This is a genomic window from Ralstonia pickettii, from assembly GCF_016466415.2.
In the GTDB taxonomy this organism is placed as follows: Bacteria; Pseudomonadota; Gammaproteobacteria; order Burkholderiales; family Burkholderiaceae; genus Ralstonia; species Ralstonia pickettii.
On the sequence record NZ_CP066771.1, the window covers coordinates 3,171,677 to 3,194,633 of the forward strand.

25 protein-coding genes are annotated in these 22,957 nt (G+C 64.7%); 15 read left to right on the plus strand and 10 right to left on the minus strand.

Features of this window, described 5'->3' with window-relative positions:
- The first annotated feature begins 74 nt into the window (after positions 1–74).
- The gene (locus RP6297_RS14995) at positions 75–287 is read left to right on the plus strand and encodes a heavy-metal-associated domain-containing protein (RefSeq protein ID WP_009239529.1); all 213 of its coding nucleotides are present in this window, start codon (positions 75–77) and stop codon (positions 285–287) included.
- 65 nt (positions 288–352) lie between these two features.
- Here the strand turns inward: RP6297_RS14995 and RP6297_RS15000 are convergent, their stop codons facing one another.
- The 4 genes from RP6297_RS15000 to RP6297_RS15015 form a co-directional block, all read right to left on the minus strand.
- Complete coding sequence (locus RP6297_RS15000; RefSeq protein ID WP_009239528.1) at positions 353–1,072, minus strand: OmpW/AlkL family protein; 720 nt, start codon at positions 1,070–1,072, stop codon at positions 353–355.
- A gap of 203 nt (positions 1,073–1,275) precedes the next feature.
- Positions 1,276–2,277, minus strand: coding sequence for a delta(1)-pyrroline-2-carboxylate reductase family protein (locus RP6297_RS15005; protein WP_009239527.1), 1,002 nt, complete (start codon positions 2,275–2,277; stop codon positions 1,276–1,278).
- Positions 2,278–2,311: 34 nt separating this feature from the next.
- Positions 2,312–3,076: a lysoplasmalogenase gene (locus RP6297_RS15010; RefSeq protein ID WP_009239526.1), complete on the minus strand. Its 765-nt coding sequence runs from the start codon at positions 3,074–3,076 to the stop codon at positions 2,312–2,314.
- A gap of 93 nt (positions 3,077–3,169) precedes the next feature.
- A complete protein-coding gene (locus tag RP6297_RS15015) occupies positions 3,170–3,646 on the minus strand; it encodes an Lrp/AsnC family transcriptional regulator (protein ID WP_009239525.1) in 477 nt (158 codons plus the stop codon).
- A 138-nt stretch (positions 3,647–3,784) separates the two neighbouring features.
- On the opposite strand from RP6297_RS15015, the gene phhA reads away from it, so the two are divergent.
- Positions 3,785–4,729, plus strand: a complete 945-nt coding sequence (gene phhA / locus RP6297_RS15020) for a phenylalanine 4-monooxygenase (protein WP_009239524.1) — start codon at positions 3,785–3,787, stop codon at positions 4,727–4,729.
- A gap of 60 nt (positions 4,730–4,789) precedes the next feature.
- Entirely contained in the window at positions 4,790–5,104 is a 315-nt protein-coding gene (locus RP6297_RS15025; protein WP_009239523.1) for a 4a-hydroxytetrahydrobiopterin dehydratase, read from the plus strand.
- Positions 5,105–5,122: 18 nt separating this feature from the next.
- On the opposite strand, the gene RP6297_RS15030 is transcribed toward RP6297_RS15025, so the two are convergent.
- Positions 5,123–5,350, minus strand: a complete 228-nt coding sequence (locus RP6297_RS15030; RefSeq protein ID WP_009239522.1) for a DUF3717 domain-containing protein — start codon at positions 5,348–5,350, stop codon at positions 5,123–5,125.
- Between the two features lie 75 nt (positions 5,351–5,425).
- On the opposite strand from RP6297_RS15030, the gene RP6297_RS15035 reads away from it, so the two are divergent.
- Together RP6297_RS15035 and RP6297_RS15040 are read left to right on the plus strand one after the other, a co-directional pair.
- Positions 5,426–6,136: a response regulator transcription factor gene (locus tag RP6297_RS15035; protein WP_009239521.1), complete on the plus strand. Its 711-nt coding sequence runs from the start codon at positions 5,426–5,428 to the stop codon at positions 6,134–6,136.
- Positions 6,137–6,145: 9 nt separating this feature from the next.
- Positions 6,146–7,819 (plus strand): sensor histidine kinase, encoded by a 1,674-nt coding sequence (locus tag RP6297_RS15040; protein ID WP_009239520.1) that lies wholly within the window; start codon positions 6,146–6,148, stop codon positions 7,817–7,819.
- A 16-nt stretch (positions 7,820–7,835) separates the two neighbouring features.
- Here the strand turns inward: RP6297_RS15040 and RP6297_RS15045 are convergent, their stop codons facing one another.
- Positions 7,836–8,375 (minus strand): SET domain-containing protein, encoded by a 540-nt coding sequence (locus RP6297_RS15045; RefSeq protein WP_009239519.1) that lies wholly within the window; start codon positions 8,373–8,375, stop codon positions 7,836–7,838.
- Positions 8,376–9,008: 633 nt separating this feature from the next.
- Between RP6297_RS15045 and RP6297_RS15050 the strand changes: the two genes are divergently transcribed.
- The 4 genes from RP6297_RS15050 (at position 9,009) to RP6297_RS15065 (ending at position 12,299) form a co-directional block, all read left to right on the plus strand.
- Complete coding sequence (locus RP6297_RS15050; RefSeq protein ID WP_004628548.1) at positions 9,009–9,287, plus strand: HU family DNA-binding protein; 279 nt, start codon at positions 9,009–9,011, stop codon at positions 9,285–9,287.
- A 145-nt stretch (positions 9,288–9,432) separates the two neighbouring features.
- Positions 9,433–10,380 (plus strand): DUF2272 domain-containing protein, encoded by a 948-nt coding sequence (locus RP6297_RS15055; protein WP_009239518.1) that lies wholly within the window; start codon positions 9,433–9,435, stop codon positions 10,378–10,380.
- A gap of 112 nt (positions 10,381–10,492) precedes the next feature.
- Positions 10,493–11,317, plus strand: coding sequence for a class II aldolase/adducin family protein (locus RP6297_RS15060; RefSeq protein WP_009239517.1), 825 nt, complete (start codon positions 10,493–10,495; stop codon positions 11,315–11,317).
- 4 nt (positions 11,318–11,321) lie between these two features.
- Positions 11,322–12,299, plus strand: coding sequence for a 2-dehydropantoate 2-reductase (locus RP6297_RS15065; protein WP_009239516.1), 978 nt, complete (start codon positions 11,322–11,324; stop codon positions 12,297–12,299).
- Between the two features lie 13 nt (positions 12,300–12,312).
- Here the strand turns inward: RP6297_RS15065 and RP6297_RS15070 are convergent, their stop codons facing one another.
- Both RP6297_RS15070 and RP6297_RS15075 read right to left on the minus strand, forming a co-directional pair.
- Positions 12,313–13,116, minus strand: a complete 804-nt coding sequence (locus RP6297_RS15070; protein ID WP_009239515.1) for a tetratricopeptide repeat protein — start codon at positions 13,114–13,116, stop codon at positions 12,313–12,315.
- Between the two features lie 13 nt (positions 13,117–13,129).
- Entirely contained in the window at positions 13,130–15,184 is a 2,055-nt protein-coding gene (locus tag RP6297_RS15075; protein WP_009239514.1) for a bifunctional 2',3'-cyclic-nucleotide 2'-phosphodiesterase/3'-nucleotidase, read from the minus strand.
- Between the two features lie 349 nt (positions 15,185–15,533).
- Between RP6297_RS15075 and minC the strand changes: the two genes are divergently transcribed.
- From minC to minE, 3 genes are read left to right on the plus strand one after another with little or no spacing between them, the layout of a single operon-like run.
- Positions 15,534–16,328 carry a septum site-determining protein MinC gene (gene minC, locus RP6297_RS15080; protein WP_009239513.1) on the plus strand — a complete coding sequence of 265 codons (795 nt, stop codon included), beginning with the start codon at positions 15,534–15,536 and terminating at the stop codon, positions 16,326–16,328.
- A gap of 44 nt (positions 16,329–16,372) precedes the next feature.
- Positions 16,373–17,191: a septum site-determining protein MinD gene (gene minD, locus RP6297_RS15085; RefSeq protein WP_009239512.1), complete on the plus strand. Its 819-nt coding sequence runs from the start codon at positions 16,373–16,375 to the stop codon at positions 17,189–17,191.
- Positions 17,192–17,205: 14 nt separating this feature from the next.
- Positions 17,206–17,460 (plus strand): cell division topological specificity factor MinE, encoded by a 255-nt coding sequence (gene minE, locus RP6297_RS15090; RefSeq protein WP_004628536.1) that lies wholly within the window; start codon positions 17,206–17,208, stop codon positions 17,458–17,460.
- Positions 17,461–17,475: 15 nt separating this feature from the next.
- Here the strand turns inward: minE and RP6297_RS15095 are convergent, their stop codons facing one another.
- Positions 17,476–18,708, minus strand: a complete 1,233-nt coding sequence (locus RP6297_RS15095; protein WP_009239511.1) for a citrate synthase family protein — start codon at positions 18,706–18,708, stop codon at positions 17,476–17,478.
- 143 nt (positions 18,709–18,851) lie between these two features.
- Between RP6297_RS15095 and RP6297_RS15100 the strand changes: the two genes are divergently transcribed.
- From RP6297_RS15100 to ppk2, 3 genes are all read left to right on the plus strand, one after another.
- Positions 18,852–20,249 carry a CoA transferase gene (locus RP6297_RS15100; RefSeq protein WP_009239510.1) on the plus strand — a complete coding sequence of 466 codons (1,398 nt, stop codon included), beginning with the start codon at positions 18,852–18,854 and terminating at the stop codon, positions 20,247–20,249.
- Between the two features lie 60 nt (positions 20,250–20,309).
- Positions 20,310–21,167, plus strand: coding sequence for a 23S rRNA (adenine(2030)-N(6))-methyltransferase RlmJ (locus RP6297_RS15105; protein ID WP_009239509.1), 858 nt, complete (start codon positions 20,310–20,312; stop codon positions 21,165–21,167).
- 150 nt (positions 21,168–21,317) lie between these two features.
- Positions 21,318–22,220 carry a polyphosphate kinase 2 gene (ppk2, locus tag RP6297_RS15110; protein WP_009239508.1) on the plus strand — a complete coding sequence of 301 codons (903 nt, stop codon included), beginning with the start codon at positions 21,318–21,320 and terminating at the stop codon, positions 22,218–22,220.
- Between the two features lie 229 nt (positions 22,221–22,449).
- Here ppk2 and RP6297_RS15115 read toward each other — a convergent pair whose 3' ends face one another.
- Positions 22,450–22,737 carry an acylphosphatase gene (locus RP6297_RS15115; RefSeq protein WP_009239507.1) on the minus strand — a complete coding sequence of 96 codons (288 nt, stop codon included), beginning with the start codon at positions 22,735–22,737 and terminating at the stop codon, positions 22,450–22,452.
- Between the last annotated feature and the right edge of the window lie 220 nt (positions 22,738–22,957).

The following is a 22,957-nucleotide window of genomic DNA, read 5'->3' on the forward strand; positions in this document are numbered from 1 at the left end:
ACGCTTGCGCTTCCCACGATGGGAAGGTTCATACTGCAGCCGTGATTCACCCTTCCCTCTTTCAGGAGCCAACCATGACGACGTCTTCCACGACCTTTTCCGTGAGTGGCATGAGCTGCGCCCATTGCGTCTCGGCCGTCACCCGTGCGGTGCAGCAGGTCGATGCCGGCGCCAATGTGCAGGTTGATCTGGACAAGCAAACCGTGGCCGTCACCAGCGGTGCCAGCACCGATGCCGTCAAGGCCGCCATCGAGCAAGCCGGCTACCCGGTCAAATCTTCCGGCTGAACCGGACGTTGGCAACAAAAAAGGCGTGCCGCTGTGGCACGCCTTTTTGTTGACGCGGAAACCGCTTAGAAGCGGTAGCCGACGTTCAGGAAGGTCACGACCGGGTTGATCTTGATCTTCGCTTCGCTCACGACGTGGACGCCGGTCGCCGTCGTGCTGTCGATCGTTGCCGTGGTCTTGAGCGGCAGGTACGACACCGACAGGCCAACGAACCAGTCCTTGGTGATGGCGTACGTGGCACCCACATTCAGCACCGGGTTCAACGAACCATCGGTCGACACGTTGCTCTTGCTGCCTGGGCCAGCCAGCTTCGTCTGGAAGGCGCTGTTCGTGATCTTCTCGTCGGAGAACCACGTGTAGTTCAGGCCCAGACCCACGTACGGACGGAACTTGGTGTCGGCGTTGAAGAAGTACCACTTCGCCAGCACGGCCGGGCTCCATTGCTTGGCCGACCCGATTTCGCCGTAACCGGACAGTGAGCCCGTCCCTTCGATCTTGTGGCGCGGCGGAATGCCACCGACCAGCTCAACGGCAATGTTGTCGGTAAAGAAGTGCGTGAAGGCGAGACCGACGGTATCGGCTTCCTGGATCTTGGCGCCCGTGCCGGATTGCGACTGGTTCACCGGCATGCCGCCGATGCTCTTGACCAACAGCGGATCGCTCGAGCTGTTCGGCATCACGCGGAACCAGCCGAGGCTGACGATATTGCTGCCGGCAGCCTGTGCGTGCGCGGCGGTGGCGAGGATCATCCCGGCGGCGGCCGCCAGTGCTTTTTTATAGGCCATCTCTGTATGTGCTCCTGTGTCAGACGCATCCGCGACAAATGTGTTGATTCGTTTGCGGTGCGTTCTACGTCTCCTCCCAGGCGGAAGGGATGGCCATTATCCCGTGTGATTGCCTAGACTAGAACCCTTTTTCTAGAGGTTTCCTGTTACAACATGTGCGCGCGATCGGCCTGCGGCGCGCTTCTGCAGCACATGCCCAATTTTTAAACAGCCGTGGACTTGGTCAGCGCAAGCACGCAAGCAGCTAGATCCCACAGGGCACTGCCGACGCTTTTGAACACCACCGGGGACACCGGCGCGGGCTGCGTGAGCGTGTCGGGCGGCGTATCGATGCACTGTTGTAAGGGCCGCACACGGGACCATGGCACGCCAGCCTGCAGCAGGTCACCGGCTTCGGCTTCCAGGTCGACGAGCGTATCGGCGTACAGCCGATCGACCGCTGCGGCATGCACGCACAGGCGTGGCGGCAGCTCCGCCATGTCGGGCCGGAATGCGCCAACAGCCGCGATGAAGTGATGCGCTCCCCACGCGTAGCCCGCAGGTTGGCTTGGATCCCCCAGATCCGGGAGCACCGGTTGCGATGACGGTGTCGCGGTGATCACCAGAGAAGCCTGCGGCAATGCAGCGCGGGCCGCATCCGCCACGCCTGCCGCATCGCCGCCCGCGAGCGCGGTGGCGTTCATGCCGAGCGCGCGTGCGTAGTCCGCCAGCCCATCGGCGCTTGCAGCCGTGCGCGCAATGATGGTGACGCGACGCGTGCCCAGTCCGAAGCGGAAGGCCTCCAGATGTGCGCGGGCCTGGGCACCGGCGCCGATCAACAGGAGATCTCCCGCCGGCTCAGGTGCCAGCAAGCGCGCCGCCAGCAACGACACAGCGGCGGTACGGTGCGCGGTAACGGTCGGGCCATCCAGCATCAGCCGGCGCACACCCGTGCGGGCATCCATCACCACCACCTCACCGTGGATCGCCGGCAAGCCCTGCCCAGGGTTGTGCGGATGCACGGTGATCATCTTGGTGATGGCGATGTCGGCGTTGGACGCGGGCATCAGCAACAGACTGCCCCCGCCCGCCACGGGCATCACAAGGCGGGCCGGCGCCAGGGCACGGCCTGCGCGCGCGTCGCGCAACACCTGGGCGATGGCATCGGCCAAGGCGGCATACGGCAAGCGGGCTGCCGTGGTGGCAGCGTCGAGGGTCTCCAGCATCGGGCTCCCGCAGCGGAAGAAACGTCGGACGGACTTATGCAGCAGCGCGGCGCGGCGGCGGTGTGCGGCGCGTGAGCAATCCCGCGCTGATGAGCAGCTGCGCAGCGGCGTAACTCCACCAGATCGCCAGCTCGTGGTCGGTGAACGGAAAGACGAACACGCTGATGCCGATCATCGCGTCGGAAGCTGCAAACGCGAGTGCGCCCCACGCCGTCAGCGGCCCCGGCAGGCGCGCCAGCAATGCCGCGCACACCATCGCCGAGAGGACGACCATGTAGGCAATGACGGGCCCCTTGAGCTCGCCGAGCCCTGGCCAGTACCACAGCAGCATGCCGATGGCCACGCCGATCATCACGCCGACACCGATCATGCGGATGGCCGACGACACGCCACGCAGCCCCACCAGCACCCGCAGATAGCACAGATGCGCCAGCAGGAAGCAGCCCAGCCCGGCCATGAACGAGAACGCGAGCCCCGGCAGAACGAGCCACAGATCCCCGAGTGCGGAAAACATCATGGCGCCGATCAGCCAGCGCCGCTCGCGCGGAATCTCGTGCAGCGATGCGGCCCGCGCCAGCAGCAGCGCCATCAGCATTTTCCACAGCGGCTGCGCGACGATGCGACCGACCAGCGGGGTGCCGGGCGGTACATCTACGGCCACCATGGTCAGCATGCCGCCGTAGGTCACGCCTGCCACGGCAGCAGCCACCCACCACGCGCGAACCCGTGCCGGCATGCCGTAGCCGCCTGACAGATGCGCCGGCGCGTGCGCCGGATGCGTGGTGTGCCCTTCAACCATCGTGGTCTCCCGCCCAAGACAGGCGTTTCATATCAGCAAAGTCATGTCGGCTTGCAGCGTGACACGCCGAGCACCCTGGCGCAAGGCGCGAATTTACCCACCAAGGTGGGATAGCGGCAACGCGCCATCCCTCTTCAGGGCTGTCAGTACGATATTGGAACGCACGTTATCCACACCCGGCACGCGCATCAGCTTGCGCATGACGAATTCCGACAACGCCGGCAGGTCGGGCACCACCACGCGCAGCATGTAATCGGCGTCGCCCGCCACGGAATAGCATTCCTGCACCGCATCGAGCAGGCTGATCTCTTCATGAAAGCGTTCGACGATGGCGTCGCCGTGGTGCGCCAGCTTGACGCTCGCGAACACCGTCACGCCCAGCCCCAGCCCGGTCGGCGAGAGCACCACCCGGTAGCCCTCGATCACGCCTTCCGATTCAAGCCGCGCCAGGCGCCGCCCGACTTGGCTGGCCGACAGGTGGACTTGCTCCGAGAGCTGCTGATGCGTCGCACGCCCATCGCGCTGAAGCGCCGCTAACAGGGCCAGATCGAAGGCATCAAGCGAAATCATGCACACCTCCTGCGTTGACAGGCTGCATTCTGCATGATTTCCGCAAACAACGTGCAATGTGTGGCGGTTTTGCGGCCAACCCGCGTCGACGCGCCCCTACACTGGCCGGACTCTGATTGCACAAGATCGACATTACAAATGGCCATCGCAACCAACGCCCCCGATGCAGCGCAAAACGCCGCCCCGGCCGGCTTCAACGGCACCCTGACCGATAAGCTGCGTGAACAATTTGCCGAAGGCCTGGACGGCCAGACGCTGCGCGCTGATTTCACCATGCAGCAGCCGGTGCACCGCTACACCGCCGCCGACCATGCAACGTGGCGCACGCTGTACGACCGCCAGGAAGCGCTGTTGCCGGGCCGTGTCTGTGATGAATTCCTGCAAGGCCTGTCGACACTGGGCATGAGCCGCGATGCTGTGCCGTCATTTGACCAGCTCAACGAAACGCTGATGCGCGCCACCGGCTGGCAGATCGTCGCGGTGCCAGGCCTGGTGCCTGACGAAGTGTTCTTCGATCACCTCGCCAACCGCCGCTTCCCCGCAAGCTGGTGGATGCGCCGCCCCGATCAGCTCGATTACCTGCAAGAGCCGGATTGCTTCCACGACATCTTCGGCCACGTGCCGCTGCTGATTAACCCGATCTTTGCCGACTACATGGAAGCCTACGGCAAGGGTGGCCTGAAGGCCGCGCGCCTGGGCCAGCTCGACATGCTGGCGCGCCTGTACTGGTACACGGTGGAATTCGGCCTGATCCGCACGCCGGCCGGCCTGCGCATCTACGGGGCGGGCATCGTGTCGAGCAAGAGTGAATCGGTATATGCGCTGGATTCGGCCAGCCCGAACCGCATCGGCTTTGACGTGCGCCGCATCATGCGCACGCGCTATCGCATCGACACGTTCCAGAAGACCTACTTCACCATCGACAGCTTCGAGCAACTGTTCGATGCCACGCGCCCGGACTTCACGCCGCTGTATGAAGAACTCGCCGCGCTACCGACTATCGGTGCGGGGGATGTGATGGATGGCGATGTGGTGCTGAACGTCGGAAACCGCGAAGGTTGGGCAGACACGGCGGACATCTGAGCGCAGATCGTGGCGCGCTGACTATACTGCGCGCATTCAAGACAGAACTTCGCCCCCATCATGATGCCGACCCTGAACGACGACCAACGCAAGGCCCTCTTTGCCGAAGTGCCCGGCTGGACGCTGCAGAGCGACCGCGACGCCATCCAGAAAACTTTCACCTTTACCGACTTCAACGCCGCGTTCGGCTTCATGACGCGCGTGGCGATCAAAGCCGAGCAGATGAATCACCACCCCGAGTGGTTCAACGTGTGGAATCGCGTGGACATCACGTTGTCCACGCATGATGCGAACGGGCTCACGCACCGTGACGCCGATCTCGCGCGCTTTATCGAGCAGGCCGCGAAAGGCGCAGGCGCCACCGGCGCGAAGTAATCACCGCAATGCTGGCGCTCAGCCCTGTGTGGCTGCGCGCCACGCCTCGTACGCCGCCCGCGCCCTGTCGCCCAATTGCTCAGGGGCGATGCGGGTGGCGCCTTGTACAATCATCAGCGCATACGGCTTGGCCAGCGCCGACGCCTCGGCACACAGCCGCAGTTCCTCGCCTTCGGCGGGCGAACGGGCACGCCAGAAATTGATGGCGGCCTCCAGATCGGTGATGGTGAGCAGGGCATCGGTCATCCGCGCATTGTAGCGCTGCCCAATCTCGCCGATTGTCCCTTTTTGCCCTTTCCGCCCGCACTCTGGATCGAGTCAATGCGCATCCTGCTGATTGAAGACGACCGTGCCATCGCCAGCGGCATCCATGCCGGGCTCACGCAAGCCGGGCACCGCGTGCATGTCGTTCATGACGGTGTCTTCGCCACTGAACAACTCACCCGGCAGACCCACGATCTGGTGATCCTCGATCTCGGGCTGCCCGGCATCGACGGCATGACGCTGCTCTCGCAATTTCGGGCGCGCGATCGCGTGACACCCGTGCTGATCCTGACCGCCCGCGACGGCCTGCTCGACAAGGTGAACGGCCTGAACGCGGGCGCGGATGATTACCTGCTCAAGCCGTTCGAGATGCTCGAACTCGTGGCCCGCGTGGGCGCATTGCTCCGCCGTCGCGGGGATCCGACCGAACCCGCCGCGCGCCCTGACATCCTGGTCGGACGGCTGCGCATGAGCGGCGTGGAGCGGCGCATCTTTGTCGACGCCGCTCCGCTGGAACTGTCGCCGCGCGAATTTGCCGTGCTGGAGTTGCTGATGCTCCGCCAAGGCCGGGTGGTCAGCAAGGTTCAGTTGCAGGACCACCTTGCCAGCTTCGGGCATGCCATCGGTGAAGCCAGCCACGACGTGGTGGGCGATACGGCCATCGAAGTCTATGTGCACCGCGTGCGCCGCAAGATCGAACATTCCGAGGCAGAGATCGTCACGGTGCGCGGCTTCGGCTATTTGCTGCAGGCACGCGCGGCAGCGTAGGTCTCGTCCATGTTCAAGCGCCACCGTCCCGCCTCGTCGTCGGCTTCAGCAGCACCGGCCAAGGGCGGCAACGGTGCGATCAGCCTGCGCCTGCATCTGTTGCGTGCGCTGGCGACACCGCTGTTCGGCCTGATTGTGGGCACCGGCGCGCTGTCATACTGGCTGGCGGCGCATTACACCGCGCAGGTGTTCGATCGCGCATTGGTGGGGGTGGCGAACACGCTGGCTGAGCAATTGCGCATCGCCGGTCCGCATGTGTCGGCGGCCAAGCTCTACGACATTGCTCTCACCGCCCAGACGCTCGTCCAGAACAGCGGCGAAGACCGCATCTACTGGCGCATTTCCGGCCCTACGGGCACCCTCGTTGGGCGCGACACGCCATTGGGCTACGGCTCGGGCCAGGTTCGCATTGGCGATGCGCGCGTGTTCTACAGCTGGATCGACGGCAAACAGGTACGTGCGGTGCATCTGCTCGTGCCGGGCGTGAGCGCGGAGGTGCCCAAGCCGCGCTCGCCGCGACAACCTGTACCGCCCGATCCCGAAGACGATGTCACGCGCCCTGCGCTCGCGCCCACGCTGGCGCAGACGGCACCGGCGTTCAACCCGTCCAACCCGCCCGATGCCATGCAGGCCGAGGGCGGCATCGTCGTGGAAGTGGCGGAGCTGCTGGACCATCGCGATACGGCCGCCAAGGAAGTGCTGCTGTCGGTGTCGATTCCATTGATCGTGCTGCTGGCAATTGGGGGGCTGATTCTTTCGCTCGTGCTCAAGGAAGAATTGCAGCCGTTGCAGACGCTGGCCGATACGCTCAACAAGCAGAGCGCGCGTTCGGTGACACCGCTGCCGGCGGAATCGGCCGAACGCGTGCCGGCCGAACTGCAGCCGCTCATCAACGCGATGAACGCGCTGCTGGCCCGGCTGCGCGACGCACTGGAAGCGCAGCGCACCTTCATCGCAGACGCGGCACATCAACTCCGCACGCCGCTGACGGCGTTGAAGCTGCACGCCGATCGCGCTGTCGACGCCAAGACATTGGACGATGCCCGCCCCGCGCTGCTCGAGCTGCAATCGGGTGCGAACCGCGCGGTGCGTCTATCCAACCAGTTGCTCACGCTGGCGCGTGCCGAGCCAGGTATGACGCTGGACCAACTCGGCACGCCGATGCGCGTCGATCTTGTCTCGCTGGCGTTCGACACCGGCGCCGAGTGGGTGCCGCGCGCGCTCGCGCGCGGGCTGGACCTGGGCTTCGAGGCCTGGCCGCACGACGCCACACTGCCAGGTTCCTTGCAGGCACCGGTGCTGGCCAACGCAGTGCTATTGCGCGAAGCCATCAACAACCTGCTCGACAACGCCATCAAATATGTGCCGGCTGGCGGACGCGTAACCTTGCGCGCCGGCATGGAGGCCGACGCGGCATCCAAGTGGTGGGGTGTGGTGAGCGTGGAAGACAACGGCCCCGGCATTCCACCCGAGCGGCGCGGTGAAGTGTTCCAGCGCTTCTTCCGCGGGGATGCGGACCACCGCCCTGGGCAGCCGCAAGGCAGCGGCCTGGGCCTGGCCATCGTGCACGACATCGTGCGTCTGCACGGCGGCACCGTTGCCATCGACGATGCAACCGCGCGCGATGGCAGTCGCGTGATGCGCTTCGTGTTGCGTCTGCCGCTGGCAGACGACGCCGTCTGAACGACGAGCGTTCGACTTACTTCTTCTTGGTCTTCTCGGGCGGCGCCAGCATTGTGCCGCGGCATTTCTTCGCGCCGCAGCGGCACGCGAACTGTTCCTTCAGTGCCTTGGTCTGACGGCCCTCGATGACGAGGCCGTAGTCGTAGAACAGTTCTTCGCCGGCTTCGATGTCGCGCAGCGCGTGAATGAACACGCGGCCATCTGCTTCCCGCGCTTCGCAGTTCGGCTTGCACGCATGGTTGATCCAGCGCGCGCGGTTGCCGCCGTACTTGGCGTCGATCACGCTGCCGTCTTCCAGGCTGAAATAGAAGGTGTGATTCGGGTCGGAGGGGTCATGCGGATGGCGGCGCAGCGCTTCCTTCCACGTGATGTGCTCGCCCTTGTATTCGATGATCTTCTTGCCGCGTGCGATGGCGACCACGGCATACACGCCGCGTCCGTGCACGCCCGATTCGCGCACCTCGATGCGATCGCGGCGGCGCAGTTTGGCCGGCGCTTCCGTCGCGGGCGAGGACTCAGCCAGAGCCGGCGTGGCATCAGGGGACGTGCGTGTCATTGGGAAATAGCGCTGTAAAGCGAAACAAAAACGTCGATCAACGAAGCCGTGAGCCTACACCAAAAGCATGGCATCTCGACACGCGCCGCAACCCCATGCTGCCCCATCAGTGTGGATAACTCCGCCTGCAGCTGTGGATAACTACCGGCAAAGGCTGTTGGTTGTCTGTGGCTGCCCTGTCGACGGTGTGGGCACAAGTGACGGGGTTGCCAATCGGGCGATCGGAAAAACCAGCAAGCTATCCACCTGAGAGCACACGCGGTACCCGCTGTTTTGCTTGCAACAAGTGCTTGAACACAAAGCGCTTTTTTCACTTATCCACAGAAACTGTCCACCGTTATCTACTACTACTATCTGTATACATAAGAAAAAAGGTAAACCAACCAGTCGACTGCGTCGAACCGATCAACGAGCAGACAAGCCAACCGCGAACCAGACCATCGAGCGCCAATATTGATGTGATGGGATCGCCTCGCAACGTAGCGCCCATGCGGGTTTACGGAACCCACATGCCACGCGCCGTTACAAAGCTCACGTGCCGACGCTGTTCGCATGCCGGTATCATGTCGCCCTTGGAGCCATCCCCCGGACGCTCTGTTGTGTGTTTTATCTACTCTTGAAGGGAGTCAAGCAATGACGAAAACCGAACTGATCGACGCCATCGCCAGCGGCGTAGACGGTCTGACCAAGGCCAAGGCCGAGCAGGCACTGAACGTGACGCTGCAAGCCATCATGGAATCCGTTGGCAAGGGCGATGCGGTCAGCCTTATCGGCTTTGGTACCTTCAGCCAAGGTGAGCGTGCGGAGCGTATGGCTCGCAACCCGCGCACCGGCGAAGAAATCAAGGTCGAAGCGGCCAAGACGGTCAAGTTCAAGGCCGGCCAGAAGTTCAAGGACGCTGTCAACGCCTGATGCAATGACAGCCCTCGGCGCAGCCAGCCTGTCTGGTGAGCGCCAACGACGTGGCATGCCATTGCATGCGTGAATCGACCGCAGCACTGGCATACCACGTCGGAAGGCCTGTCTCCCCGTCAGGCCATCCCTTCTCCCCTCTTTCATGTCCCGCCCTTTCCTGCGCAATTCGCTCGCTCTGCGCATTGCCCTGCCGCTTGTCCTGATCGCACCGGTCTTCTGGTTTGCCGGTTGTGCGACGCCGCCTGCGCGCCCGCAAGCCGAACCGCTACCCGACAACGAAGTCGTGCAGACGCGCCCGGGTGCCACACCGCGCGAAAAGATGATCGAGATTGCCCTGACCGAATGGGATCGGTGGGGGCGCCAAGTGGTGCGCGTGGGGCGCGACGATACGTATTGCGTAGCAGGCGGCGGTTTTCCTGACCAGCCGCAAGGCCGTTGGCTGACACCCGACGACCCGATGCCCACCCCGTCTGATGAAGGAAGCGGTACCGACATGCCGCTGCCCAAGGCAGTTGCCGAGCCTGCCGCACCTGCCCAGGCACCTTGCCTGCGTTATCCGGACGGCACGGGCGGCGAAGCCACCGCGCGCGGCTGCATGCTGGCCAAGCGCTACTGGGGCATTGTCGGCAAGACACCGACCTGCCAGCAGTTGACCACCGGCGGCTGGGCGTGGTCTGCGGTGTTCATCTCGTGGATCATGCGCAAGGCCGGCCTGCAGAACGATCAATTCCTGACCGGCGCTACGCATGCGGAATATGTGACCGACGCGCGCGATCATCTGCTCAGGCATCCCGCCTTTGTCCTTGAGCGCACACCGGCCGTGCCGCGTCCGGGCGACCTCATCTGCACCGCACGCGGCGCCGATCGCTTCATGACGGACCCGGCCGAAATCCAGGCCGGCAGAACGCCCATGCATTGCGATCTCGTCGTCGAGATGGACCCGGTGCGCCATGAAGTGAAATCGATTGGCGGCAACGTGCAGCAATCCGCATCGATGAGCATTACCGAGTTGAATGACGCCAACCAGCTCGATCCGTACACGAATTCGGTCATGCAGTGGTTGGTGGTGCTGCGCAACCAGTTGCCCTAGCAGACGGCAGATGTAACGTTGTTTGACGCCCGGCGCAAATTCATTAACATGTGAATCACTTAAGCGCCGGCAACCCGACCGGCGCATGGCCCCTGCGATCAGGAGACAGGTCATGACGGTGCTTTCGCTTTCGCCCGATTCCGGTTCGGACATCCAGGCCCATCGCCCGACTTGGTGCGGCCCAAGAGAATGGGGCGCGCGCGTGAAGCTGGCGGCGTGCTATCGCATCTTTGCGCAGCTGGGTTGGACCGAACTCATCTACAACCACATCACGCTGCGCCTGCAACCGGAAGACGGTGCGGATGACGATGACGGTCCGACCTTTCTGATCAATCCGTTTGGCCTGACCTATGCCGAGGTTTGCGCGTCGAACCTGGTGAAGATCGACCTGCAGGGCAACGTGCGGCGCACAGCGGGTCAGCCGGACTGGCCGGTCAACCCGGCGGGTTTTACCGTGCATGCCGCCATTCATGCCGGTATCCCGGGCGCGCACTGCGTGATGCACACCCACACGACCGCCGGCATGGCCGTGGCGTGCGCGCGCGACGGCTTGTCGATCAGCAATTTCTACGCGGCGCAACTGCACGGCAAGGTCGCGTATCACGACTTCGAGGGCATCACCGTGCATGCCGATGAAGGGCCGCGCCTGGTCAGGAACATCGGTGACAAGCCCGCGGTAATCTTGCGCAACCACGGACTGCTGGCCTGGGGTGATTCGATTGCGCGGGCGTTTGCGGTGCTGTGGCTGCTCAACCGCGCGTGCGAGATCCAGCTCGCTTCCACATCGATGGGCCCGGTGTTGGAGATTCCCGAAGCGATTGCGCGCAACTGCACGCGCGATTCGCTGCAGTTCAACCCAAACTTTGGCGCAGGCGAAGATGTGTTTGCGGCCCTCACCCGCACCATCGACCGCATCGATTCTTCCTACCGAACCTGATCACATGACACGCATTTGCATCGTGGGCGCCGGCGCGGTCGGCGGCTATCTTGGCGCAAAGCTCGCGCTGGCAGATCAACCGGTCAACGTGCTGGCACGCGGTGCGACGCTTCAGGCATTGCGAGCCGAAGGACTGCGCCTGACCGAAGACGGCAACACACGCTCTGTGCCGGTGCACGCGAGTGACGACGCGCACGCGTTCGGTGTGCAGGACGTCGTGATCGTTGCTGTAAAAGCTCCCGCCATGGAAAGCGTGGCGCAAGGCATTGCTCCGCTCATCGGCCCCGAGACCTGTGTGGTGGTCGCGATGAACGGCGTGCCATGGTGGTTCTTTGACCGGCACGGGCCGCTGGAAGGCCTGCGCCTGCAATCGGTGGATCCACACGGACGCATCGCGCAAGCCATTCCAACGAAGAACGTACTGGGTTGCGTGGTGCATCTGACGTGTTCAACGGCGGCACCAGGACACGTACGTCATGGGTTCGGCAAACGATTGATTCTTGGCGAACCCACAGGCGGCATCTCACCGCGCCTGGGTGCACTCGGTGCGCTCTTTGAACGCGCTGGTTTGCAGATCGAACGCAGCGAAGCCATTCAACGCGATATCTGGTTCAAGCTGTGGGGCAACATGACGATGAACCCGGTGTCGGTGCTCACGGGCGCGACGTGCGATCGCATTCTCGATGATCCGCTGGTCAGCGCGTTTTGCCTCGGCGTCATGGAAGAGGCCAAAGCAATTGGTGCGCGCATCGGCTGCCCGATCGAGCAGAGCGGCGAAGAACGCAGCGCGGTGACGCGTCAACTCGGCGCGTTCAAGACGTCGATGCTGCAGGATGCAGAGGCCGGACGCGGCCCGCTGGAGATCGATGCGCTGGTGGCGTCGGTGCGAGAGATCGGCCAGCATGTGGGCGTGCCGACGCCGCAGATTGATGCCCTGCTGGGTCTGGTGCGCCTGCACGCCCAGACCCGCGGGCTTTACTGAGGAGAACGCTGTATTACGGCGCGAGCGCAGGATGCTTCAGCGCATGTGCCGTTTCAATCCACTGCTGGTGATACGCGGCATCGTCGCGCTTGAGACCCAGTTCGCCGTTCTGATACGCCATCGCCAAGGCTTGCACGGCCTCCGGCAATTCGTGTTCGGCGGCGTCCTGGTACAACGCCAGCGCGCGGGCTTCATCGCGTGGCACACCATCACCGTCGCGGTAGGCATTCGCCAGCATGAACATCGCTGCCGGAATCTCGTGGCGGGCAGCACGATCAAACCAGTGTGCAGCCTGCGTTGTGTCGACAGCCGTGCCGTAGCCGCTGCGATACATCACGCCCAGGTAGTACGCCGCGGCCGCGTCGCCCTTGTCAGCGGATTGACGCAGCAGGCGCAGCGCACGCGGGTAGTCGCGTTCCACACCGCCGGTACCGAGCAGCAGCGCCTTGCCCAGCGATAACTGCGCACGCGCATCGCTCGATGCAGCGGTTTCCAGCCAGCGCATCCCCTCGTTCCGCAAGGCGCCGTCGTGCGCGCTGAGCAAGGCTTCGCCCAACGCTGACTGCGCCGGCACGGAGCCGCTGCGTGCGCGCTGACGCAATTGCTGCAGCGCCTCGGGCTCCATCGCTTGCACGACCATTGCGCGCCACGATTCCAGCTGCGTGGCATCGACGGCGGGTACCTGGCGCGCATGCGACAGCCAACCGCCGGCCGCCACGATGATCGCCAGCGCCGCGGCCACGGTGAGCATCGGCACCGACTGTCGCGGAGATTCCATGGCCGGTGCACCCGCCCATGCGGAACGAAGAGATGGCATCGTCGGCTCCTGCTTACTGCGTCAGGTCGATCTGGTACACCGCCAAGCCCTTGCCCGAACCGTCATCCGCAGCCACCTGTGTGACGTTGGTGATGCCGGCGGCCGTGGCGCTGGCCAGCTTGTTGGGCGCAGACGTGAACTGCACCTGCGCCACCGAGCTCGCCAGCTTCGTGAAGCGCCAGCTGCGCTGCGAGCCGTTCGTCGCCCGCTTCACGCTGCCGATCTTCTTGATGTAGCTGATCAGCACGTCGCGGTTGGCATCGGGCGACGCATAGATCGTCTTGCTGCCATCCAGGCCGGGGAAGTTGCCGCCGCCGCTTGCGCGGTAGTTGTTGGTCGCCACGATGAACTGCGCTGCCGGGTCGAGCGCCACGCCTTTGTACATCAGGTTCTTGATGCGGCTACCGACCGGCTGCGTGACGTCAATCTCATACGTCAGGTCCGGCGTGGTGAACATGTCGAAGTTGTAGCCCGGGAACGTACTCACCAGCTTCTGCACCGTCGCTTGTGTCGGGTCGATGGTGTTGAAGCGCTTGGCTGCCGTCTCCAGCCAGTTCTTGATGTCGGAGCCCGCCACCTTCACCGCGTAGACCGTGTTCGGATACAGATACAGGTCGGCTGCGTTGTTGATCGCCAGCGGGCCGGCTGCAACATCGGTGAAATCCGTACCGCCGCCAAAGCCGCTCTTGAACGGCGCGCTCACCGACAGCACCGGCAGCGACGCGTACTGCGGCAGGTTCGCCTGGATGTACGCCGACACGTAATCGGCCTGCGCCTGGTTCACGATCTCGATCGCACCCGGGTCGCCCACATCGGCAAAGTACGTGCTCATGTTGAAGTCGGTACTGCCCACCGGCGTCTTCACGTAGTTGATCGTCGCCTGGTGTTCGGTGGCGATGGCGGCCGAGACCGTCGGGTCGGCCGCAATGTACGTCTTGTCGGCGTTCTGAATCGAGCGCGCTTCCACCGTGGTCTGCGTCTTGTCCACGGCCCAGTTCGTGCCGTTGAACGTCAGGCCCAGCTTGATCACGCCGAGGTGCTTGCCCCAGTAGTTGGCCATTACAGTCGGCACGCCGTTCACGGTGCCGGCCACCTTGTCCACACCCGGCAGGTTGAACTGGCTGACCGTGCTCTTTGCATCCGGGAAGAGCTGGTGCGAGTGGCCGATCAACATGGCGTCGATGCCCGGCACGGTGGATAGCCACCAGCTGCCGTTTTCCATCGTCGGCGAATACGTCGAGTTATCCAGCCCGCCGTGCGAAATCGCGACCACCAGGTCGGCGCCCTTTGCGCGCATCTCGGGGATGTACTTGGCCGCCGTTTCCTTGATGCCGACCGTATAGACCTTGCCGTCGAGCCAGCGCTTGTCCCAGCTCGTGATGGTGGGCGGCGTGAAGCTGATGATGCCGACCTTGACCGGTGCGCTGATCGTGCTGCCATCCGGCGCCGTGGCGGTTACCGTCTTGGTGATGATCGTGTACGGCTGGAAGAGCGGCGCGTTGGTCTTCGCGCTCACCACGTTGGCCAGCACCTGCGGGAAGGCCGGGCCTGCGCATTTCTTCTGCGTGGCCGGATCGGGCAGACCATCGACGTTGAACGTATTGCCCGTAACCTGCGACAGATACGGCAGGCCATAGTTGAACTCGTGGTTCCCGATACCGCCGCCGTCGTACTTGGCGGCGTTCATTACCTTGTAGATCGCCAGCGTCTGGTCGCAGGTGATGGGGCTCACCATGGCCTGGTAATCCGACAGCGCGGTGCCCTGGATGGTGTCGCCGTTGTCCAGCAGCAGCGTATTCGGGAATTGCGTGCGCGCCTGATTGATGAGCGTCGCCACGCGCTCGAAGCCGAGCGAATTGTCGGCAGCAAGCTTGAAGTAGTCGTACGACAGCACGTTCGTGTGCAGGTCGGTCGTTTCCAGCACGGCCAGCGTGGCCTTGGTGCCCGCGGGGGCAGCGCTGGCGGCAGGCGTGGTCGGAGTATCGTCGCTGCCGCCACAGGCAGCCAGCGACATCGACAAGAAAACAGCAAGCGGCAATGCCGCCGAACACAATGGTCGGACTCGCATGAACTTCTCCCTGAAGTCTATTTTTTGGTATGCGAACTACGGACTGCGGATTGCGAAATGCGATTGCTGCTGAAGCGAATGACACGCAGACGCGCACGCAGAATCGGGGGAACCGTTTGCGCAACGCGAGAGGACAACAGACTGGACCGGGGGGCTCAGGAGCCGAGAAGTATCGAAAGCGCGCATGACGATGCCGTGACCGTCGGATGACATTTGCGCGTGGCGCCCGCCATGCGGAGATCGGCGCCGGCTGTGCGTCTCAGCCGGGTGGCGGATCGGCGGCCCCAAAAAATTCAAGGCGCTTCGTCAACAACGTTAGAATGAGCCCATTTTTCCGCGTAGCCGTTCTATGTCCCAGAAGAAAGCGCCGCTGTTCGAGATCCGCAGCGGCACCGTCGATGCCCTGCTGCTGTCGCCGCGCACCGCCGACATGGACGCCCTGGCCGCCGAACTCACGCGACGCTTTGCCGACACGCCGGAGTTTTTCTCCAACGACGTGATTGCCATCGATGTGCGCCGCCTGGCCGCAGACGAGCGTCTGCCCATCGACCGTTTGGTGGAGACCCTGACCGCGCTGCGTGCCCGCGCGATCGGCGTGGTCGCCAGCCCCGAACAGGCCGAATGGGCCCAGGCTTTCGGCCTGCCGCTGCTCGACAGCCACGGCCGCCGCCCGCGCGGCGGGAATGACGCCAAAGATGCCGACCGCAATGACGCGCAGGACGCACCGGATGCGCCCGAGCACGCCCAAGCCGCTGAAGCCCCCGCCTCCACCCCTGCCGTTCCTGCCGCCGATGCCGTGGCAATGCAGCCGGGCACGATGATCGTCGATCGCCCGCTGCGCTCCGGCCAGCGCATTTATGCGCGCGGCGACCTCGTCGTGCTCGACCTGGTGAGCGACGGCGCCGAGGTGATCGCCGAGGGCAACATCTACGTGTATGCCTCGCTGCGCGGCCGTGCGCTGGCAGGTGTGAAGGGCAACCTGGACGCGCGCATCTTCTGCACGTGCCTGGAGCCCCAACTGATTTCCATCGCCGGGATCTACCGCACCGGCGAAACCCCGTGGCCCGACGCCTACGCCAGCAAGCCTGCGCAGGTCCGGCTCGCGGACAACACGCTGGTTTTCGAACCGTTGCGGATGAAGTGACGCACCCCGTGCGCCGAGCGATTTAACTTACAGAGTTACGAGCCATGACCAAGATCATCGTAGTCACCTCCGGCAAGGGCGGTGTCGGCAAGACGACCACCAGTGCGGCGTTTTCCGCCGGCCTTGCGCTGCGCGGCCACAAGACCGCCGTCATCGATTTCGACGTCGGCCTGCGCAACCTCGACCTCATCATGGGCTGCGAGCGCCGCGTCGTGTACGACCTGATCAACGTGATCCACGGTGAGGCCAACCTGAACCAGGCCCTCATCAAGGACAAGAAGTGCGAGAACCTGTTCATCCTCCCCGCCTCGCAAACGCGCGACAAGGATGCGCTCACGCGTGAAGGCGTCGAGAAGGTGATCGAAGGCCTGAAGGAAATGGGCTTCGAGTACATCGTCTGCGATTCGCCGGCCGGTATCGAATCGGGCGCGCTGATGGCGATGTACTTTGCCGACGAGGCGATCGTCGTGACGAATCCGGAAGTCTCTTCGGTGCGTGACTCCGATCGCATCCTGGGCATCCTGTCCTCCAAGTCGCGCCGCGCGGTGGAAGGCAAGGAGCCGATCAAGGAGCACCTGCTGCTCACGCGCTACAACCCGAAGCGCGTGTCCGAAGGCGAGATGCTGTCGCTGACCGACATCCAGGAAATCCTGCGCATCAAGCTGATTGGCGTGATTCCGGAATCCGAAGCTGTGCTGCAGGCGTCCAACCAGGGCCTGCCCGCCATCCACCTGGAAGGCTCGGACGTCGCCAACGCATACCACGATGTGATCGACCGCTTCCTGGGCAAGGAGAAGGAGCTGCGCTACGTCGAATACAACAAGCCGGGCTTCCTGCAGCGCCTGTTCGGCGGCGGAAAATAAGGAGACGCACATCCATGTCGATTCTGTCTTTCCTGCTCGGCGAGAAGAAGAAGACTGCAAGCGTTGCCAAAGAGCGCCTGCAGATCATCCTCGCCCATGAACGTACCGCCAGCGGTGCGCCCGCCGACTACCTGCCCGCGCTGCAACGCGAGCTGGTGGCTGTGATCTCGAAGTACGTGAAGATCGGCAACGACGACATCAAGGTCAACCTCGAGCGCCAGGACAACCTGGAAGTGCTTGAGGTGAAGATCGAGATTCCGCAGGCCTGATCTCGGCCTGCGTCGTTACCTGACGCGAATGATGCGGCCCACCGGTGCCTCCGGCGCGGCCGGCATCGGCCCCACATAGGCGGCTCTCGGGCGGATCAACTGCCCCGCCGCGCGCTGCTCCAGCGCGTGCGCAATCCAACCGGCCGTACGGCCCGCAGCAAACAGGCCAAAGCCTGAACCCTCCGGTAGCCCCAGCACGCGGCGGGTCGCCACCAGCGCGAAATCCACCGATGGCCCATCGCCCGTCAACCCGGCCACGGCGTCCATCACCGTTTGCAGCCGCTTGCGCACCGCGCCCGTCTTCGGCAAGTGCGCCAGGATTGCACCCGCGCGAGGGTCGGCCTGGCGATACAGCGGGTGGCCAAAGCCCGGCAGCGCATCGCCGCGATCCAGCCGGCGGCGCAGTGCCGTTGCCACGGAGCGCTCGCTTTCCAGCTCGCTCAGCAAGGCCTCCACACGCGCCGTGGTGCCGCCATGCCGGCCACCCGTGAGTGCAGCCAGCCCCGCACTGACCACCGCGCCCAGGCTGGCGCCGGTCGATGCCACCACGCGTGCTGCAAAGCTCGAGGCATTGAGTTCGTGATCGGCGCATAGCACCAATGCGACGCGGATGGCCTCGGCGGCGTGCGCGTCAAGGTTCCATGCCTGCTGGCATTGCAGATGCACGGGTGCGGTGTCTGGCTTGCGGCCGAGCATGGCGGCAAACACCACCCGCAGGAGGGCACCGGCATCGCGCGCCGTGCGTGCGGAATCCTGGCGCCACGCAGCTTCGTCGAGTGCCGGCAAGGCAAGCGTGCACAGCGCCATGCAGCGTTGGCGGATGTCCGCGTCTGCCAACGACGTGAGCGCCGCGTACCAGCTCTTCGGCAACACCGGCGCGGGCGCGTTGAAGGCGGCGGCTTCTTCGTATTGCCACAGGTGCGCCGCAACGGCCTCCAGCGTGGCCCGTTCGGCCAATCCCACAGCAGGCGTGCCGCGGTAGAACAACTGCCCGTGATCGATCAATGTGATGGCCGATTCCATGACCGGTAGGCCCCAGTCCAGCGCATGGCGTACCACCTGGCGCGGGCGCCGTCCGCCGGAACGCTGATCGGCGAGCCGGGCCACATCGGCCTCGCGGTAGCGGCTGCCGCGGCCGTCGGGCGAAGGGTATGCCGCCAGCAGGCCGCGGCTCACATAGGCGTACAGCGTGGGGCGCGAAATATGCAGGCGCTCGGCGGCTTCGGCGGCATTGAGGTAGGTGGTCATCGGGCCGGATGAAGTGGGCGGCAATCGAGGTTGATCAGTCTAGTCAATGTTGACGCTATCTGCGGTGCGGGACTGTAATGGGCGCACCTTCTTTGCGGAGCCCCGCTATCCCGTCACCTGTTGCTGATGTGGTTGATCCTTCCATGCAGACTGTCAGCCCGACCGACGCACTGAGCCAATTGTGGACCGTGCTCGGCCAGCCGGCCAATGTGCTGTCGCGCGCCACGCTCACGGGCACGGAGCCGGCGCTGCCGTCGTCGTTTGCCGTGGGCACGCTCGCGCAGAGCACCATCGCTGCCGCCGCGCTGGCAGCGGCGCAGGTCGACACGTTGCGCAGCGGGCGGCAGCAGACGGTGTCAGTCGACATGTGCCACGCTGCGCTGGAATTCCGCTCCGAGCGCTATTTCCGGGTCGATGGCCAGTTGCCGCCCGAACCCTGGGACAAGATCGCCGGGCTCTACCGCTGCGGCGATGGCCGCTGGGTGCGCCTGCACACCAACTTTCCGCATCACCGTGACGGCGTGCTGAAGCTGCTCGGCTGCGCGTATGACCGGGACGCCGTGGCCGCCGCGCTGAACCAATGGAAGGCCGAAGCGTTTGAAGAGGCGGCGGCGCAGGCGGGCATGGTCGTGACGGCCGCACGCACATTTGAAGAGTGGGACGCGCACCCCCAAGGCATTGCCGTGGCGGGGCAGCCGCTGATGACGATCGAGCGTATTGGCGATGCGCCACCGCAGCCGCTGGCGGCGCACGCCGATGGCCGACCGCTCTCGGGCGTGCGCGTCCTCGATCTCACGCGCGTGATTGCCGGGCCGGTCTGTGGCCGGACGCTGGCGGCGCATGGGGCCGACGTGCTGCTCGTTACAGCGCCGCATCTGCCCGCCATTCCGCCGCTGGTGATCGACACCGGGCGTGGCAAGCGCTCCGCGCAGCTTGACCTGCGCGATGCGGCCGGGGCCGCGCAACTCCGCACGCTGCTGCGCGACGCCGACATCTTTGTGCAGGGGTATCGGCCCGGTGGTGTGGCAGCGCTGCAGTTTGGCCCCGAGCAGGTCGCGGCCCTGCGCCCGGGCATCGTCTACGTGAGCCTGTGCGCCTACGGCTATGAAGGCCCCTGGGCCAATCGCCGAGGCTTCGATTCACTCGTGCAGACCGCCAGCGGCTTCAACTGGGCCGAAGCGCAAGCCGCCGGTGAGGCCAAGCCGCGTCCGCTACCCGCACAGGCGCTGGACCACGGCGCTGGCTATCTGATGGCGGCTGGCGCGATGACGGCGCTCGCACGCCGCATGACGGAAGGCGGCAGCTGGCACGTGCGTGTGTCGCTCGCGCAGACGGCGCATTGGCTGCGCAGCTTCGGCCGAATTGCCCACGGCTTCGATGCGGCTGACCCGCGCTATGAAGATATCGGCGCGTATCTGGATACCGCGCCTTCCGGCTTTGGCGCGCTCACTGCGCTGCGTCACGCGGGGCAGCTTTCCGACACGCCGCCGCACTGGACGCTGCCCAGCGTGCCGCTGGGGACGCATCCCGCGCGGTGGTAGCATTCGCGCCTACCGTTTTCTCTGCCCGCGCCTGATACTCCGGGCGCACATGGCCCGCCGATGCTCAGTTACCGCCACGCCTTCCACGCCGGCAATCACGCCGATGTCCTCAAGCACGCCGTGCTTGTGCAGATGCTCGATTACCTCACGCAGAAGGACAAGCCGTTCTGGTACATCGACACGCACGCCGGCGCCGGCCTCTACGCGCTGGACCACGAATGGGCGCAGAAGAAGGCCGAATTCGATACCGGCATCGGCCCCTTGTGGCGCGCGGCCGAAAGCGGCGAAACGCTGCCGCCGCTGCTCGATGCCTACCTCGACCAGGTGCGCGAACTGAACCCGAACGGCGAACTCAGGCACTACCCTGGCTCGCCGTGGCTGGCGTGGCAGATGCTGCGCGACGCCGATCGCCTGCGCCTGTTCGAGCTGCACAGCTCCGAAATCAAGGTGCTGTCCAACAACTTCCGTGGTGCCGGGCGCAAGGTCATGCTGTATGACGGCGACGGCTTTGCCGGCATCAAGGCGATCCTGCCGCCGCCACCGCGCCGTGCGCTGGTGCTGATCGATCCGTCCTTCGAAGACAAGCAGGATTACGCCCGCACCGTGCAATCGCTGCAAGACAGCCTGCAGCGCTTTGCGACCGGCATGTATGCGGTCTGGTATCCGCTCGTGCAGCGGCGGGAAGCCGCGCAATTTCCCTCGCGCCTGAAGCAGTTGCGCCCCAAGGATTGGCTGCACGTCACGCTCACCGTCCGGCACCCGGTCGAGGGCGGCCTGGGCCTGCACGGCAGCGGCATGTTCATCGTCAACCCGCCGTGGACGTTGAAGGCGCAGCTGCAGGAAGCCATGCCCACGCTGGTGCGCCTGCTCGGCCAGGACGACGGCGCCAAGTTCATGCTGGAAGGCGAATCCAGTTAAGCCTTCGGGCGGCGTGACGCCCGCATGTCACTCCCCTGCCACGTGCCCGTGCTACCTAGTCGGGCTTAGACTTGTACTGCGTTGCCCCAGCGCAGCGCCGCCTCTCGGCAACATCGGCACGATCCGCAAGATCGGCAGGAGCAACACACTATGAGCGAACGCGACGCAGCCCGGCAGGCGCGCCTGCAGGAAGACCTCCTCGACACGCTTGATGAAGAGCTGGAGATGGAAATCGACGATCACCTGCTCGGCGGCGGCGAGGGCATCAGCGACGAGGCCCGCGAAACGCGGCGCATGTACTTCCGCGAGCTGTTCCGCCTGCAGGGCGAACTCGTCAAGCTGCAGGACTGGGTGATCGAGACCGGCCACCGGCTGGTGGTGATCTTCGAAGGGCGCGATGCCGCCGGCAAGGGCGGCGCCATCAAGCGCATCACGCAACGGCTGAACCCGCGGGTGTGCCGCGTGGCTGCGCTGCCCGCTCCCACCAGCCGCGAACGCACGCAGTGGTACTTCCAGCGCTACGTGGCGCACCTGCCCGCCGCCGGCGAGATCGTCCTGTTCGACCGCAGCTGGTACAACCGCGCCGGCGTCGAGCGCGTGATGGGTTTCTGCACCGACGAGGAATACGAAGAGTTCTTCCGCTCCGTGCCCGAGTTCGAAAAGATGCTGGCACGCTCCGGCATCCAGATCGTCAAGTACTGGTTCTCGGTCACGGACGAAGAGCAGGAAGTGCGATTCCAGAGCCGCATCGACGATCCGCTCAAGCAGTGGAAGCTCAGCCCGATGGATCTGGAAAGCCGCCGCCGCTGGGAAGCCTATACGCGTGCCAAGGAAGTGATGCTCGAGCGATCGCACATTCCCGAATCGCCGTGGTGGGTGGTGCTGGCCGACGACAAGAAGCGCGCCCGCCTGAACTGCATCCACCATCTTTTGGGCCAGGTGCCTTACCACCCGGTGCCGCATTCGCCGGTGCTGTTGCCCGAGCGCGTGCACCATGCGGAGTACATCCGCCACCCGGTGCCGGAAGAGATGATCGTGCCGAACGTGTACTGATCAGCCGGTACCTCCGTCAGCGAAAGAAAGGGCGGCCTGCGCGGTCGCCCTTTTTCCGTCAATGCGCGTTCAAACGTTCAGAAGAGCGCGCGGAACAGCCAGTGCAAGCCGCCTGCCAGCGCGATCGATGCGGGCAACGCCACCCAGGCTGCGCGCGGTTTTCATTGCGTCCTGGAGCCATTGGCTGCCCTCGTTTCGTGTCGACTCCGTGTCCGTTGATTGCCCAGAATTACACCGTCGGACGGATCTCAAAACCCGGTACGGGCGCCTCATGATCGCCCGTGATTACGTCCAGTTGCGTGACCTGGGCGCTGTCCGGCCCTTCCCACATCCATTCCCGCATGCTCAGCACATTGGCCTCGGGGCCGGCCAGGAAGGCCTCGACGGCGCCGTCGCGGCGATTGCGTACCCAGCCGCGCAGACCCAGCAGGCGGGCGCGCTGGACACACGCGGCGCGATAGCCCACGCCCTGCACACGGCCCTGTACGGTAATGATCACTTGCGCAATGACGGCCATGGCGGGTCTCCGAAGCAACCGGGCGATGTGTTGGATAAAACATGACAAACCGGCGCTGTCGTATCTCTGTCACATTTCTGGAATGTGACGTCGTCAGACTGACAACCGCGCGGCGGGCTCTGACGTTACGCAAGGTAAACTAGGCGGCTTGCCGCCGGGTGCCAAGCAACGCTTTCGCAAAGCACCGCGCCCAGCCCCGCACGGCCATGTATTGCGCCTC